The organism is Kitasatospora sp. NPDC093558 (assembly GCF_040683475.1).
Taxonomy (GTDB): Bacteria; Actinomycetota; Actinomycetes; order Streptomycetales; family Streptomycetaceae; genus Kitasatospora.
Window position 1 is genome coordinate 1 of the sequence record NZ_JBFBDY010000006.1, and the last position, 15,151, is coordinate 15,151.

Annotated in this window: 12 protein-coding genes; 6 read left to right on the forward strand and 6 right to left on the reverse strand. The window is 73.5% G+C overall.

From position 1 onward, the window contains the following. The coding region (locus AB0O00_RS01405; protein ID WP_363647867.1) for an MFS transporter at positions 1–1,039 on the reverse strand (1,039 nt) is incomplete at its 3' end. Between the two features lie 122 nt (positions 1,040–1,161). Beyond that, the gene (locus tag AB0O00_RS01410; RefSeq protein ID WP_359967692.1) at positions 1,162–1,596 is read right to left on the reverse strand and encodes a MarR family transcriptional regulator; all 435 of its coding nucleotides are present in this window, start codon (positions 1,594–1,596) and stop codon (positions 1,162–1,164) included. Positions 1,597–1,751: 155 nt separating this feature from the next. Between AB0O00_RS01410 and AB0O00_RS01415 the strand changes: the two genes are divergently transcribed. Continuing rightward, positions 1,752–2,156, forward strand: a complete 405-nt coding sequence (locus AB0O00_RS01415) for a VOC family protein (RefSeq protein WP_363647869.1) — start codon at positions 1,752–1,754, stop codon at positions 2,154–2,156. 310 nt (positions 2,157–2,466) lie between these two features. Then, on the forward strand, positions 2,467–3,243 hold the full coding sequence (locus AB0O00_RS01420; protein ID WP_363647871.1) for an MHYT domain-containing protein: 777 nt from the start codon (positions 2,467–2,469) through the stop codon (positions 3,241–3,243). Positions 3,244–3,326: 83 nt separating this feature from the next. On the opposite strand, the gene AB0O00_RS01425 is transcribed toward AB0O00_RS01420, so the two are convergent. Both AB0O00_RS01425 and AB0O00_RS01430 read right to left on the reverse strand, forming a co-directional pair. Further along, positions 3,327–5,039 carry a hydrogenase maturation protein gene (locus AB0O00_RS01425; RefSeq protein WP_363647873.1) on the reverse strand — a complete coding sequence of 571 codons (1,713 nt, stop codon included), beginning with the start codon at positions 5,037–5,039 and terminating at the stop codon, positions 3,327–3,329. Positions 5,040–5,406: 367 nt separating this feature from the next. Continuing rightward, positions 5,407–6,330 (reverse strand): DUF4231 domain-containing protein, encoded by a 924-nt coding sequence (locus AB0O00_RS01430; RefSeq protein WP_363647875.1) that lies wholly within the window; start codon positions 6,328–6,330, stop codon positions 5,407–5,409. A 133-nt stretch (positions 6,331–6,463) separates the two neighbouring features. Here AB0O00_RS01430 and AB0O00_RS01435 point away from each other — a divergent pair, with 133 nt between their 5' ends. Next, the gene (locus tag AB0O00_RS01435) at positions 6,464–6,913 is read left to right on the forward strand and encodes a VOC family protein (RefSeq protein ID WP_363647877.1); all 450 of its coding nucleotides are present in this window, start codon (positions 6,464–6,466) and stop codon (positions 6,911–6,913) included. Positions 6,914–6,981: 68 nt separating this feature from the next. Here AB0O00_RS01435 and AB0O00_RS01440 read toward each other — a convergent pair whose 3' ends face one another. After that, positions 6,982–8,442, reverse strand: a complete 1,461-nt coding sequence (locus AB0O00_RS01440) for an NCS2 family permease (RefSeq protein ID WP_363647879.1) — start codon at positions 8,440–8,442, stop codon at positions 6,982–6,984. A 174-nt stretch (positions 8,443–8,616) separates the two neighbouring features. On the opposite strand from AB0O00_RS01440, the gene AB0O00_RS01445 reads away from it, so the two are divergent. From AB0O00_RS01445 to AB0O00_RS01455, 3 genes are all read left to right on the forward strand, one after another. Beyond that, on the forward strand, positions 8,617–8,919 hold the full coding sequence (locus AB0O00_RS01445) for a DUF2530 domain-containing protein (protein ID WP_363647881.1): 303 nt from the start codon (positions 8,617–8,619) through the stop codon (positions 8,917–8,919). Positions 8,920–8,995: 76 nt separating this feature from the next. Then, complete coding sequence (locus AB0O00_RS01450; protein ID WP_363647883.1) at positions 8,996–11,464, forward strand: HAD-IC family P-type ATPase; 2,469 nt, start codon at positions 8,996–8,998, stop codon at positions 11,462–11,464. Between the two features lie 47 nt (positions 11,465–11,511). Further along, the gene (locus AB0O00_RS01455) at positions 11,512–11,736 is read left to right on the forward strand and encodes a hypothetical protein (RefSeq protein WP_363647885.1); all 225 of its coding nucleotides are present in this window, start codon (positions 11,512–11,514) and stop codon (positions 11,734–11,736) included. A 33-nt stretch (positions 11,737–11,769) separates the two neighbouring features. Here the strand turns inward: AB0O00_RS01455 and AB0O00_RS01460 are convergent, their stop codons facing one another. After that, positions 11,770–15,072 carry a molecular chaperone Hsp90 gene (locus AB0O00_RS01460; RefSeq protein WP_363647887.1) on the reverse strand — a complete coding sequence of 1,101 codons (3,303 nt, stop codon included), beginning with the start codon at positions 15,070–15,072 and terminating at the stop codon, positions 11,770–11,772. Positions 15,073–15,151: the final 79 nt, after the last annotated feature.

The window sequence follows — 15,151 nt, forward strand, 5'->3', positions numbered from 1 at the left end:
GCGCGCCGGCCAGCGAACCGACCGCCATCGCGGTGTTCAGCAGACCGTACTGGCCGGCGCCGACCTTGAAGGTGTCGTGCGCGAAACCGGCCAGCAGCGTCGGGAAGTTGAAGCCGAAGGTGCCGATGAACCCGGCGAGCACCATCGGCCAGAGCAGCTCGGGCCGCTCCTTCACGTACCGCAGCCCTTCGCGCAACTGCCCCTTTTCGCGGGCGATCGGCTCGGTCGGGCGCAGCTCGCTCTCCCGCATCGCGAGCAGTCCGCCGATCACGGCGGCGAAGGACAGCGCGTTGACGGCGAACGCCCAGCCGCTGCCCACCGCGGCGATCAGCAGGCCCGCGACGGCGGGGCCGACCAGGCGCGCGGTCTGGAAGTTGGCGGCGTTCAGGCTGACCGCGTTGGCGAGGTCCTTGGGGCCGACCATCTCGGCCACGAAGGCCTGCCGGGCCGGGTTGTCCACCACGGTGACCAGGCCGAGCAGCAGGGCGAAGGCGTACACGTAGTACGGCGTAACGATGCCGCCGATCGTCATGACGGCGAGGCCCGCGGCGAGCAGGCCCATCGCGCCCTGGGTGTAGATCAGCAGCCGGCGCTTGGGCATCCGGTCGGCGAGGACGCCGCCGAAGAGGCCGAGCAGCAGCATCGGCAGGAACTGCATCGCGGTGGTGATGCCGACGGCGAGCGGGCTGCCGGTGAGGCTGAGCACCAGCCAGTCCTGGGCGATCCGCTGCATCCAGGTCCCGGTGTTGGACACCACCTGGCCGGCGAAGTAGTAGCGGTAGTTGCGAACGCGCAGTGAGGAGAACATCCCTCTGGGCCGGGTGAAGTTGGCTCCGGTCGGGGATGCGGCCGAGTGGGTTCGGCCGGGAGCGGCGGGGTCGTCCGCCGCGGTGCGTTCGTCGGGGTCGTCGTCGCCGTTGCCCGGCAGCCCCGTGGGGGCGGGTGCCTGGCTGTCGGCGGCCGCGGCATTGGCCGTGGCGGGGTCGGTGGTCGGTTCGTCGGTACGGATGGCGGCGGCTGCTGCGGCCGGCGGTGTCACGGTGTTCTCCCCTCGCGGCGTGACGGCCCGTACGGCGGCCGTCACGCTCCTGGTTTCAGTGGTCGGTCCTGCGGTGATGCGGTGCTCCTTCTTCTTCCGGCGGCTGGCCGGAGTCGGTGTGCCTAGAGGTGTGCGAGCTTGTAGAGCACGGGCGCGGCCTCCCGGAGGACGGCCCATTCCTCCTCGTCGAGCCCTTCGGCGAGCTCGGCGAGCCAGGCGTTGCGACGCCGGCGGCTCTCCGCCAGGATCGCCTCGGCCTGCTCGGTGCTGCTGACGACCACCTGGCGGCGGTCCTCGGGGTGCGGCTCGCGCCGCACGAGCCCCTTCTCCTCCAGCATCGCGACGATCCTGGTCATCGAAGGAGGCTGCACGTGCTCCTTCCGGGCGAGCTCACCCGGCGTCGCCTTCCCGCACCGGGCGAGGGTGCCGAGCACCCCCATCTCGGTAGGGCTCAGCGACTCCTCGACCCGCTGGTGCTTGAGCCGGCGGGAGAGGCGCATCGTGGACGACCGCAGCTGGTTGACGGCTGCGAGGTCCTGCTCGGACATCTCGGGCATGGTCTTTAGCCTACGTCATTACTCTCGCTAACGAAAATTGGTTCCCGCCCCCACCACCGCCCCCACCACCCTCCGCCCGGTCCACCGCCGCGCCGGAAGATCGCCCCGGTGCCATATTGGACATAGGTCTCGACTCCCAGAAGGGCCGACCAGACATGTCCGACCTCGCCGCCGACCAGGCCGCCTCCGACGGCACCGGCTTCGCCCGGCTCGCCCTGGTCACCATCGACTGCGCCGACCCGGTCGCGCTGGCCGGGTTCTACGGCGAACTGCTCGGCTGGGAGACCCGGCACGCGGACGAGCACTTCGCGATCCTCGACAACCCCGAGGGCGGCAGCCCCCTCGCCTTCGGGCGGGTCAGCGGCTACCGGCCGGAGCCGTGGACGGAGCCGGACGGCGGCAAGCACTTCCACCTCGACTTCTACGTCGACGACCTCGACGCGTCGATCGCCCACGCCCTGGAGCTCGGCGCCACCGAGCCGACGTACCAGCACGGCCGGACGCTCAAGGTGCTGATCGACCCAGCCGGGCACCCGTTCGGGCTAGCCCCCTTGGAGTAACCCTCAAACGAGCCTGGGAGACTCGCGGAGGGGATGTCAGGACTTGGTGCCAAGATCTTGCAGGCCCCGTAAAGGTCCACGCTGACCTGCGACTTCACGAAAACGCCGAACATTGTGCCGATGCCGGGCAGTGGTTACTGTCCCCGTTGTCAGGGGCACCACACGCCAGGTCTCCCTTCGGCGGACCCCCTCCGTGCCCACGCCGCACGCCCCCGTATGCGTTCCACCGGCCGTTTCCCCCCGTCCCGGCCGTCCCGCGTCCGCCCGAGCCCTGGCGCCCTCCCCTCCTCATCCGTCCAGGGAGCTGTCATTGGGTGAGATCCACCATGCCGACCACGGCTGGATAACACCGGCGGTCTCGTACTTCGTCGCCTGTCTCGGTTCGTTCGTCGCCCTGCGCAGCGCCCGCTGGGCGCTCGTCTCACAGGGCCGCACCCGGGCCACCTGGCTGCTCTTCGCGGCCACTTCGCTCGGTGCCGGGATCTGGTCCATGCACTTCATCGCGATGCTCGGGTTCTCCGTGACCGGCGTCGAGATCACCTACCGGCCGGGGCTGACGGTGCTCAGCCTGCTGGTCGCGATCGCCGTCGTCGGCGTCGGCCTGTTCACCGTCGGGTACAGCAAGCGCCCGGTGCTGTCGCTGCTAGCCGGCGGCCTGACCACCGGTCTCGGGGTCGCGGCGATGCACTACCTCGGCATGGCCGCGATGGTGCTGCCAGGGCACGTGCACTACGACCGGACGACGGTCGGACTGTCCATCGGCATCGCGGTGTTCGCGGCGACGGCCGCGCTCTGGGCCGCGCTGAACATCCGCGGCACGCTGGCCGTCCTGGCAGCGGCGCCGGTGATGGGCGTCGCCGTGTGCGCGATGCACTACACGGGCATGGCGGCGCTCGCCGTCCGGCTCGACTTCGCGCAGAGCACCCAGGGCGGTGTGATGGCGCTGGAGTTCATCTTCCCGCTCGGCGTCGGGCTCGGTTGCTACGTGTTCTTCGGCGCGCTCGCCTTCGCGGTGTCGCCGAGCAAGTCCGCCGCCCAGCCCGTCTTCGTCGGCCACGCCGCACCCCTGGCCGCGCGTAGGCGCTGAGCGTCGGCGCCGAGCGTCGCTCAGCGCACGTCGGAGGCCGGGCCCGTACTCAGCGGGCCCGGCCTCCGGCGTTCGCGCGCCCGCTACTCGGGGCTGCCGAGCAGCCCGGTCAGGTGTTCCGGCGTGGCCACCGGGCACACCTTGTGGACGAAGTCCCGCCGCAGCGCGTGGTACGGCTCGCCCGTGCGGTAGAAGTTGGCGTGCATGCGCCGGAGTTCCTCCGCCCGGTGGTCGGCGAGCGGGCGCTCCTCGTCGTCCGCGGCCAGCCGGCGCTTCTTGTCGACCAGCCGCGCGGTGAGCTCCGGCGACGTGGCGAGGCGGGCCGCCTCACGGGCCACCCAGCGGCGGAACCCGGCCGCGTCCCCGCCCTGCGTACGGTCCACCAGGCCGATCCGGCGGGCGTGTTCGGCGCCGACCGGCAGGGCCTCGGTGGTCAGCCGCTCGGCCCACTCGGGGCCGACCCGCCGCGGCAGGGTGTACGTCCAGTACTCGGAGCCGTACAGACCCATCAGCCGGTAGTGCGGGTTGAGCACGGCCGATTCGCGGCACCACACCTCGTCGGCGGCGATCGCCAGCATCAGCCCGCCGGCGGCGGCGTTGCCGGCCAGCGCCGAGACGGTCAGCTTGTCGGTCGTGGTGAGGATCGCCTCGACCACGTCGTCCATCGCGTTGATGTTCTCCCACGACTCCAGCGCCGGGAAGGGCGCGCCCTCGATGACGTTGAGGTGGATGCCGTTGGAGTAGAAGTCCCGGGCCGCGCCGAGCACCAGCACCGAGGTGGGCCGGTCGGCGGCGGCGCGGTAGGCGGTGAGCAGGCGGCGGCACTGTTCGGTGCTCATCGCCCCGCCGGCGTAGGAGAATTCGAGGAAGCCGACGTCGCCGTCCTCGTGGTAGCGCAGCTCCGACCAGGTGTCGCGGCGGGCGGCGGCGGCCGGGGTCACCGGCACCTCGCGGACGCGGTGCAGCTCGTCGGCGAGCGCCGTCGCGGCGGGCAGCTTGAAGGTGGCGGGCCCGCCCGGGGTGCGGCGCGGGCGCAGCTGGGGGATCCACACGGCGCCGTCCACGGTGGCCCGGCAGATCGCGCCGTCGCGGGTCGCGAGCACCTCGCCGGGTACGGGTCCGCGCAGCTCGTCCTCGGGGTGTCCGCCGTGCAGGAAGTACTCGCGGCCGTACAGCTCGTCGAGGACGCCGGGCTGGGAGTCGGCGGCGCGGAGCTTGCGGAGCACGGTGGCGGTGTCGTCGGCGTCCCAGTCGATCCGGCGCGCGTCCTGGCGCAGGAAGGGCCGAAGCCGGCCGCGGACGTCGGGCCGGTCGTAGTCGAGCGGTTCGGGGGTGAACAGCCCGCCCTCGTAGCGCTGGACGGCGAGCAGGACGGCCTCGACGGCGGCGTCGGCGACCTCGCCCCGGTAGAGCTCGCTCTTGCCGCACTCGGGGACGGTGAACTCGACCGACGCCCAGATGTCGCCCGCGTCCATCTCCTCGACGGCCTGCAGGACGGTGACGCCCCAGCGCTCGGCGCCCTCGGTGATCGCCCAGTCCAGCGAGGACGGGCCGCGGTCGCCCTTGGGTCCGGGGTGCACGATGAGGACGGTCCGGGCGCGCCAGATGTCCTCCGGTACGGCCTTGGTGAGCATCGGGCACACGATCAGCTCGGGGTCGGTCCGGTCCACGGCGGCCCGCATCTGCTCGTCGCCGAGGGCTAGCTGGACGGCGACCCGGTGCCCGCGTCCGCGCAGTTCGGCGTGGACGCGCTGGGTCAGGCTGTTGAACGCACTGGCGATCAGGAGAATGCGCAAGGGGGCCTCCGACGGGGACTGGGGGTCGCGCGCGGAGGCGATGAAACCAGGGCATGGACACGTAATGATTACGGTCGGCCCGTCCCCGCCCGACCCTCACGCACCCCGCACACCTGTGGTCTCGGGGTGTCCCGTGCTTCGCGGTATCTCCCCAGCCCCTCCCCGGAGTTGACCTCCCCCGTTCGCCTTCGTCGGGCTAGGGCGCCCTAGGGCGTGTCTTTCGGATCAGGTCGGAGGGCCGCGGCGTCAGGGTGCGTGCATCGCAAGGCGGAGGAGGGAGTCCATGCGGAGTATCGGCGACCGACGACAACGCAGCGAGGTGCGTGCCCTGGCGTCGCGGCACCCGGCCTGATCCGAAAGACACGCCCTAGCGCGGGAACGCCCGGCGGGCCCGCCAGGTGGTGTGCTCGCGGGACACCGCGTCCTCGGCCTCGGCGGCCAGGCGGGCCCAGCGGGCCTCCGCGTCCGGCGTCCTGAGGTCGAGGTCGGAGAGCTGATTGCCCACGTTCTCCAGCTCGCGCGCGGCCAGCTGGTAGGCGGCGGCGAGCGGGCGGAGCTGCTTGAGCTGCGTCCAGGCGATGATCGACGCGGCCGCGGCGGAGCTGGCGCCGAAGACGTGCACCTGCAGCGCGCCCGTCGCCTGCGCGATGGCCGCCGCCGCGCCGATGATGATCAGCGCGGCGATGCCGAGGCCCCAGGACACCGCCTGCGACTCGCACGCGTCGGCCCGGGAGCGGTACCAGGTGCGCTGGCTCTCGACCCGGGTGCGGAGGTAGAGCGTCCGGCGGGCGGTCAGGGAGCCGGCCCGGGCCAGCCGCATCTCGGGGGTGATCTCGGGGACGGTGCCGGGCGGCACGATCTCCGGGTCCTCGAAGGCCCGCATCACGTCTTCGAGCTGCAGCAGGTAGCCGCGGTCCACGTCGGGCGAGTCCGCCGCGCCGTCGAACGGCCGGGCGCGCACCGAGTACTTCCAGGCGAGCGTCTTCACCGACTCGGCCGCCGCCCGGGCCTCGTACCAGCGGCCCTGCGGGTTGCTGCGGCGCAGGCGGGACCAGAAGTAGCCGGCGACCAGGAAGGCCACCACCGAGAAGAGTGGCGCGATGTCGCCGTCGCCTGCCTTGTCCGGCCCCGGGAGCGAGCCGATCACCGCGGCGATCACCAGCATCGCGATCAGCCCGCGGTACCAGCGGAGCGTCTCGCGCTGTCCGTCCAGCGAGGCCTTGTCCGCCGTCCAGAACAGGTCCGGCAGGAGCTTCGCCTCGTCTCCCCCGGGCGGATCCTGTTGCACCATCGGTCGAGTCCCCTCCCCGTCTCCCCGTCCAGGCAGTATGCCCCCGGTCAACTCCGCTACACAGGCACCTTTTTGACACCTTTCCCACGCGTCCGATTGCCTCCCCCGCCCCGTAACCGATATAACCGGTTACATGCCGCTGCACTGGAAGCTCGTCATCGACTGCGCCGATCCGCTCCGCCAGGCCGCCTTCTGGGCCGCCGCCCTCGACTACGCCGTCGAGGACAACAGCGCCCTGGTCGGCCGCCTCCTCGCGGCCGGTGCCCTCCCCCCGGAGGCCGTGACCGAGTTCGAGGGCCGCCCCGCCTTCCGCGGCCTCCTCGCCGTCCGCCACCCCGAGGACCCGTTCGACCCCGACACCGGCACCGGCCTGGGCCGCCGCATCCTGTTCCAGGCCGTCCCCGAACCCAAGGAGACGAAGAACCGCCTCCACCTCGACGTCCACCCCGGCCCCGGAGCCCGCGAGGCCACCGTCACCCGCCTCCAGGACCTCGGCGCCACCGTCCTGCGCCACGTACAGGAGCACGGCGGCGCATGGACGGTGATGTCCGACCCCGAGGGCAACGAATTCTGCGTGCAATAGCCCGGCCGAAACCGACCGCGGCCCCGCCCTCCACGAAGGAGGACGGGGCCGCGCGGGCCGTACGGCGCTCAGAGCAGGCCGAGGGCCGGCATCAGGTAGTAGAAGGCGAAGACGCCGGCGACCGCGTACATCGGGATCGGGACCTCGCGGCCGCGGCCCGCGGCGATGCGCAGGATGCAGAAGACGATGAAGCCGAAGCCGATGCCGTTGGTGATCGAGTAGGTGAAGGGCATCATCACGATCGTCAGGAAGGCCGGGATCGCGATGGTGTAGTCGGCCCAGTCGATCTCCTTGACCGAGTTGGCCAGGATCAGGAAGCCGACGGTGACCAGGGCCGGGGTGGCGGCCTGTGCGGGAACCATCGTGGCGAGCGGGGTGAGGAAGAGCGCCACCACGAAGAGCAGGCCGGTGACGATCGAGGCGAAGCCGGTGCGGGCGCCCTCGCCGACGCCGGCGGTCGACTCGACGAAGCAGGTGTTCGCGGACGAGGACGTGGCGCCGCCGGCCGCGGTGGCGATGCCGTCGACCATGAGGATCCTGTTGATCCCCGGCAGGTCGCCCTTCGCGTCGAGCAGGTGGGCCTCGTCGGCGACGCCGAGGATGGTGCCCATCGCGTCGAAGAAGCACGACATCAGCACGGTGAAGACGAACAGCGCGCCGGTCAGCACGCCGACCTTCTCGAAGCCGCCGAACAGGCTGACCTTGCCGACCAGCCCGAAGTCCGGGGCGGCGACCGGGTTGCCGGGCCACGCGGGCACGGTGAGACCCCACTTGAGCGCCGGGATGTCGGCGAACTTGTCGATCACCACGGCGACGGCGGTGCTGACCGCGATGCTGATCAGGATCGCGCCGGGCACCTTGCGGATCACCAGGACGAGGGTCAGCAGCAGGCCGACGACGAACACCAGGACCGGCCAGCCGAGCAGGTGGCCGCTGCCGCCGAGCTGCACCGGGACGGTGGTGTGCGCGGCGTCCGGGATGCGGCTGACGAAGCCGGAGTCGACCAGGCCGACGAGGCTGATGAACAGGCCGATCCCGATCGCGATGGCCTTGCGCAGGCCGAGCGGCACCGCGTTCATGACCCGCTCGCGCAGGCCGGTGGCGACCAGCAGCATGATCGCGAAACCGGCCAGGACGACCATGCCCATCGCGTCCGGCCAGGTCATCTTGGGCGCGAGCTGGAGCGCCACGATGGTGTTGACGCCGAGGCCGGCGGCCAGGCCGATCGGGACGTTGCCGATGACGCCCATCAGCAGGGTGGTGAGACCCGCGGTGAGGGCGGTGGCGGTGACCAGCTGGGCGCTGTCGAGGTGGGTCCCGTTCACGTCCGTGGCGCTGGCCAGGATGATCGGGTTCAGCACCAGGATGTAGGCCATCGTGAAGAAGGTGGCCACGCCGCCGCGGATCTCGCGCGGCAGGGTGGAGCCGCGCTCGCTGATCCGGAAGTAGCGGTCCAGGGCGCCGGAGGGCGGCTTGGGCGCGGTGTCGGCGGGCTCGGGCGACTCGATGGTCGACTGGACCACAGGCATGCGTGCGTCCTCTGTGGGGGGCGGAGGATTTGGGGGGAGCACCCCGGGCGACGGTGGCCGGGCGCGGAACTTTAAGTATGGTTTCCCGATCGCACCCACGCTATCTTCGCGCGTAGACCCCCGAGCGGGCGCCGGATGACCCCCCGCGGGCCCGCGCCCCGTACGCTTGGCCCCATGCCCAAGACGCCGCTGCACCCCTCCCCTCCGCCGCTGGAGGCCAACGACGTCGCGATCGTCGGCGGCGGCACGGTGCTGTGGTTCGTCGCCTTCCTGGTGCTGCTCCCGTTCCAGGGCACCCTCTCCGACCACGGCCACGGCACCTGGCCCTGGGTCTGCCTGTCCGGCGGGCTGCTCGGCCTGATCGGCCTCTGGTACTGCCGCGCCCGCCGGGACGCGATCGCCCGCAGCCGCGCCGCCGAGGCCGCCGCGGCGGCGGCCGAGCGCGCCGACGGGACGAGCCCGAACGGGGCCGAGTAGGGCCCGTCCACCCGGTCGGACCGAATAGGCCTTTAGTAGCACGCATCGGACATAAGGCACCCGTAGAGTCGGTGCCATGACGCAGCCTGCCCACCCCGCGGAAGAGCAGCCCGGCGACGGCGACCGCCCCGACGGTGCGCACCCCCTCGGCCTGTTGCCCGGCCGGCGCGGCGGGTTGAGCACTGCGGAGGTGGCCGAGCGGGTCGCGCGCGGGCAGGTCAACGACGTCCCGGTGCGCTCCAGCCGCTCCGCCAAGGAGATCGTCCGGGCCAACGTCTTCACCCGGTTCAACGCGATCATCGGCGTGATGTTCGGGATCATCCTGATCGTCGGCCCGATCCAGGACGGCCTGTTCGGCCTGGTCATCGTCGCCAACACGGCGATCGGCATCATCCAGGAGCTGCGCGCCAAGAAGACCCTGGACAGCCTGGCCCTGATCGGCGAGGCCCGCCCGCAGGTCCGCCGGGACGGCGGCGTCCAGCAGATCGGCGTCGGCGAGATCGTGCTCGACGACACCGTGCTGCTCGGCATCGGCGACAAGGTGATCGTCGACGGCGAGGTGACCGAGGCGGACGGCCTGGAGATCGACGAGTCGCTGCTCACCGGCGAGCCCGACCCCGTCCTCAAGCAGCCCGGCGACCAGGTGATGTCCGGCAGCTTCGTGGTGGCCGGCGCGGGCGCGTTCACCGCGACGAAGGTCGGCCGCGAGGCGTACGCGGCGCAACTGGCCGAGGAGGCGAGCCGGTTCACGCTGGTGAAGTCGGAGCTGCGCACCGGTATCAACAGCATCCTGCGGTTCATCACCTACCTGCTGATCCCGACCGCGATCGGCCTGATCATCAGCCAGCTGGCGGTCGAGGGCCGGGACTGGCGCGAGGCGGTGCGCCGCATGGTGGCCGGCATCGTGCCGATGGTCCCGGAGGGGCTGGTGCTGCTGACCTCGGTCGCCTTCGCGATCGGCGTGATCCGGCTCGGGCGCAAGCAGTGCCTGGTGCAGGAGCTGCCGGCGATCGAGGGGCTGGCCCGGGTCGACACGGTGTGCCTGGACAAGACCGGCACGCTCACCGAGGGCGGCATGGACGTCATCGACCTGCGCGTCCTGTCCGACGGCGAGCCCGGCGCGGTCGGGCAGGAGACGATCGAGCACGCGCTCGGCGTGATGGCCGGGGCCGACGCCCGGCCGAACCCGTCCATGCAGGCCGTCATCGCCGCCTACGGGGACGGCTCGCGGGCCGGCACCGGGGACGGTGGCGGCGTGAACGGCTGGCGCGTGATCGAGGCCATGCCGTTCTCCTCCGCCCGCAAGTGGAGCGGCGTACAACTGCTGGAACCGCAGGGCGGCGAGGCCACCTGGCTGCTCGGCGCCCCCGACGTCCTGCTGCCCACCGGGCACCCCGCGCTCGCCGAGGTGGACGAGCTGGGCGCCAAGGGCCTGCGGGTGCTGCTGATCGGCCGCAACCCCGTCCCGCTGGACTCCCCCGACCCGGCGGCGGGCCTCACCCCGCTCGCCCTGGTGGTGCTGCAGCAACGGCTGCGCGAGGACGCGGCGGCCACGCTGCGGTACTTCGAGGGGCAGCAGGTCCGGGCGAAGGTGATCTCCGGCGACGCCGCGGTCTCGGTCGGCGCGGTCGCCGCCCACCTCGGCCTGCCCGGCGCGGACCACCCGCTGGACGCCCGTACGCTGCCCGCCGAGCCGCAGGCGCTCGCCGACGCCGCCGAGCGGACGAGCGTGTTCGGCCGCGTCACCCCGCAGCAGAAGCGCGAGCTGGTCGGCGCGCTCCAGTCGCGCGGCCACACGGTGGCGATGACGGGCGACGGCGTCAACGACGTGCTCGCGCTCAAGGACGCGGACATCGGCGTGGCGATGGGCACCGGCAGCGACGCGACCAAGGCGGTCGCCCAGATCGTGCTGCTGAACGACTCCTTCGCGACGCTCCCGTCGGTGGTCGCCGAGGGCCGCCGGGTGATCGGCAACATCGAGCGCGTCGCCGGGCTGTTCCTGGTCAAGACGGTGTACTCGGTCCTGCTGGCGCTGCTGGTGATCTTCACCCACTCGCCGTACCCGTTCCTGCCCCGGCACTCGACCGTGCTGTCCACGCTGACCATCGGCGTGCCGGCGTTCTTCCTCGCGCTCGCCCCCAACAACGAGCGCGCCCGGACCGGCTTCGTCAAACGCGTCCTGCGGCTGGCCGTCCCGGGCGGCGCCATCGCCGGCACCGGGACGTTCGTGGCCTACGCGCTCGCCCGCGCCGACCACGCGACGGACCTCAAGGCCGACACCAGCGTGGCCACGCTGACGCTGTTCCTGATCGCCATCTGGGTGCTCGCCATCGTCGCCCGCCCGTACAACTGGTGGCGCCTGCTGCTGATCGGGACGATGGGCGGCGCGTTCTCGCTGGTCCTGCTGGTCCCGTGGCTGTCGGACTTCTTCCAGCTCCGGCTCGTCGGCATCCGCGACCCGTGGACGGGCGTCGGCATCGCCGCGATCTGCTGCGTGGTCCTGGAGATCGCCTGGCGCTTCATGAAACGCCGCGGCTACGAGTGACGCGACGGCCGCACCCGGCCTAACATGCCCCTGAGAGGGGGTGCCGGATGGCGCGCAGGGGTGGGGAGTTGGAGGCGTTCATCGCCTTCCTGGGCGGGCTGCTGGCAGTCGCGCTGACGGCCGTGGCGATGACGGTCCTGCACGTGCTGGAGCGGCCCGCGCCGCCGCCGCTCAGGACGGCCGCGATGCTGACGCTCGCCGTGGTCTGGCTGACCGTCACCGTCACGCTCTACCTGCGCCTGCGGGCCCGCCCCGGAGGACGGACCCGCTGACGCCGGACGGCGGGCTCAGCCCGTTCGGCCCGCTCAGCCCTCGAAGTCCCGCGCCGCGGAAAGCTCGTAGGCCCGGTCCGGCTCGCTGAGCGCGGCCAGCACCTCGAACCGCCGGTGCCACTGCCCGACCGACCAGGCCAGCCCGGCCGCCAGTCCCTCGGGCGTGGCCGCGTGCAGCAGGCCCGGCACCGGCGGCACCTCGAACTCGTCGTCCTCGTCGCCGGCTTCGGCCGCGTCCGGGTCGTACGGCGGCTCCGGCGCGTCCGCCTCGCGGTCGAGCCGCCAGTCCACCGCGGCCTCGTTGCCGTCCGGGCCGACCACGAGCAGTTCCTCGTGCTCCTCGTACGCCACCGGGCACCCGGGCAGCAGCTCCCGCACCACGGCCGGCACCCGGTGCAGCACGCCCTCGGACAGCACGCGCCCGCCCGCGACCTCGCTGGCCAGCGACACGTGGAGCCGCTCGGCGAGGTCCGCCGCAAGCGCCGGGGCGACCGGCAGCAGCGGGTACGGGTGCAGGAGCTGGACGAGGTCGGGGGCGTCCGCGACGACCGCCTCGGTGGCGTCGACGACCACCGTGTGGGCCGGGCGGCGGCCGGTCTCCGGGTCCAGCGGCGGCAACGCCCGCACGACGTCCAGGGATTCGATCCGCTCGGCGTCGACCCGGGCCAACGCGCTGTGGATGCCGTGCAGTTGGCGGTGGCCGACCTCCGCCTCCGGGTCGGTGAGCCGGTCCAGCACCTCGTCAGGACCGTGCGGCTCGGCGAGCAGCGCGGCGAGCGTCGTGCGGACGCCGAGGGCGTGCAGGAACTGCTCGTCCAGCGTGGTGCGGGCCTCGTCGTACAGGCCGCGCAGCAGCGGGTCCGCCCCGGCGGCGCGCAGCCCGGCGGGCTCGCGGCCGTCCAGCACCGGGTGGTCGCGCAGCCACCACGCGGTGTACGGCGGCAGGTCGGCGTACGAGCCGTCCGGCAGCAGGGTGCGGACGGGGTTGACGACGGCGTCGCGGTACGGCGGGCGGGCGAGCGCGGCGAGCGCCTCGGGCCAGGCGTCGTCGTCGATCAGGTCGAGGTCGCGCACGGCCAGCAGCTCGGCGGCCACCGGCGGCACGCCCACGGTGTCGCCGTCGTCGGCGTGCAGGGCGTCGAGCGCGTCCTCGGCCCACTCGGCGAGCCCGTCCGGCGCCTCGTCGAGCAGGCCGGTGGTGTGGCCGCCGGCCGCGCGGTCGGCGGGGGCGGTCGGGTCGAGGCGCTCCAGGTCGTCGGGGTCGAGCACGACGTCCTCGGCCCGGACGAGGACGAAGTCGGCCAGCACGCCGACCGCGCCGAGCACCTCGGGGCCCCAGCGCTCCAGCAGGTCGTCGTCCACCCAGCCGGCGTCGTCCTCGCGCGCGAGCGCCGCGAACGGGCTTCCGGGGAGCACGAGTTCACCGGCCCGGGCGGGCTCGCCCTCGTCGTCGAGGAGCGCCAGCCGGGCCAGCCACGGGTGCTCGCCGACGGCCGGGGCGGCGGCCTTGACCAGCGCCAGGACGGCGTCGGCCAGTTCGAGGGCGGCGTCGAGGTCGTCCTCGGCCACCTCGAAGGAGCGGGTGACGGCGGCCCGCACCTCGGGCGTGTCCAGCACGCCGGCCGGGGTCGCGGTGCCGGCGCCCAGCTTGGCGAGCAGCGGGTGCGCCGCCTCCGGGTGGGCGAGCCGCAGGTCGAGCGCGGCGAGCGCCCCGGCCAGCGACTCGGGGTAGCCGGGGAAGGCCGCCCAGTCGGCGGCGTCGGAGGGCAGCAGGACGCGCCGCGGCCCGGTGACCGTCCGGCCGTCGGCGAGCGGGACGGGCAGCGCGCCGAGCGCCTCCGGGTCGGCCGCGCCGAGCGCCGCGTACAGGTTGCGCCACCAGGCCGGCTCGCGGTCCAGGCCGCCGAGCTGGTCGACCACCTCGGCGAGCGGCACCCGGCGCACGTTCAGCACGCGCAGCTCGGTGCGGCGCTCCAGGCCGGCCGGCAGCAGCCCGGGGAAGATCGGCGCCAGCGCCTCGACCACCGAGCCGTCGGCGCCCTCCAGCAGCGTCGCGTCCCGGGGCCGCAGCGCGGGCGTGCCCTCCTCGACCGGCGCCGGGTGGGGCAGGAACGGCGTGCCGGGCAGCCGCTGCAGGATCGCCGCGCGCAGCTCGTTGTCCAGCGCGCCGTCGCCGAGCGGGCCCGGCACCAGGCCGAGCGAGCCGAGGTCGCCGCCGCGGGCGCGCAGCAGGTCGGCGTAGCTGTCGGCGGCGCGCTCGGTGAGGAACGCGGCGAGCGGCCCCGGGGCGACGTGCCGGCGGGTGGAGTCCAGCGGGTACGAGGCGATGAGCAGCGCGGGCAGGCCGACCGGCTCGTCGCTCGGCGTCGGCGCGTGCAGGACGGGCAGGATGCCGGGCAGCTGCGGGGTGCCGTCCTCGGCCACCGGGACGGCCCAGGTGACCGTCCAGTACGGACGGGTGCGCTCCTCGGTGGGGCGGTCGGCGAGCAGCTCGGGGTCGAGCCGGCCGGAGGCGCCGGCGGTCTGCCAGAGCGTCTGCCGGGGGCGGCCGCCGTCGTCGTCGGTGACGGTCACCTCGGTGACTCCGTCGGGGCGCTGCTCGGAGGCGGTGCGGGTGAGCGTGCGGGTGCCGTCCGGGGTCTCCACGACGATCTCGGCGAGGCCGGGGAGGGTGAGCAGCAGCGCGTCGTCGATGTTGGCCAGCAGGCGGCGCGTCAGGTCCTCGGCGGCGGCGTCGCGCAGCGGCAGCACGACCACCGTGTCGTAGCCCTCGGGCGCCGGGCCCTCGGCCGCGAACGGCAGCCGCAGCAGCGGGACGTGGCCGTCGCGGCGGCGCAGCTCGTCGGCCAGCGAGGGCTGCGCCTCGGCGAGCGCGCGGGCCTCGCCGAGCGACCAGCGCACGCCGCCCGCGGCGCCGAGCACGGCGGGCTCGTCGGTGACGGCGAGGACGGCGGCGAAGCCGACGCCGAACCGGCCGACGCTGGGCGCCTCGCCGCGCTTGGAGGAGGCGCGCAGGGTGGACAGCGACTCGACGGCGGCGGCGTCGAGCGGGGCGCCGGTGTTGGCGGCGGCGAGCACGCCGTCGGCGAGGGTCAGCCGCAGCCGGCCGGGGCCGTGTCCGGCGCGGACGGCGGCGTCGGCCGCGTTCTGCGCCAACTCGACGACCAGCCGGTCGCGGTAGCCGCCGAGGGCGAGTTCCTCCTCGGCGTTGGCGTCCTCCCGGAACCGGGCCGGCGAGGCGGCCCAGGCGTCCAGCACCCGCCGGCGCAGCGCGGCACTCCCGAAGGGGTCCGCGAGGTGCTCGTCCGTGCCGCTGCCGATGATCCGAGGTTCCACTGGACCTGCCGCCTTCCGCCGCCCTGTACGTCGTAGGGCATTCTTCCCTGCCCCACCGACTGCTCCCGACCACGGCCCG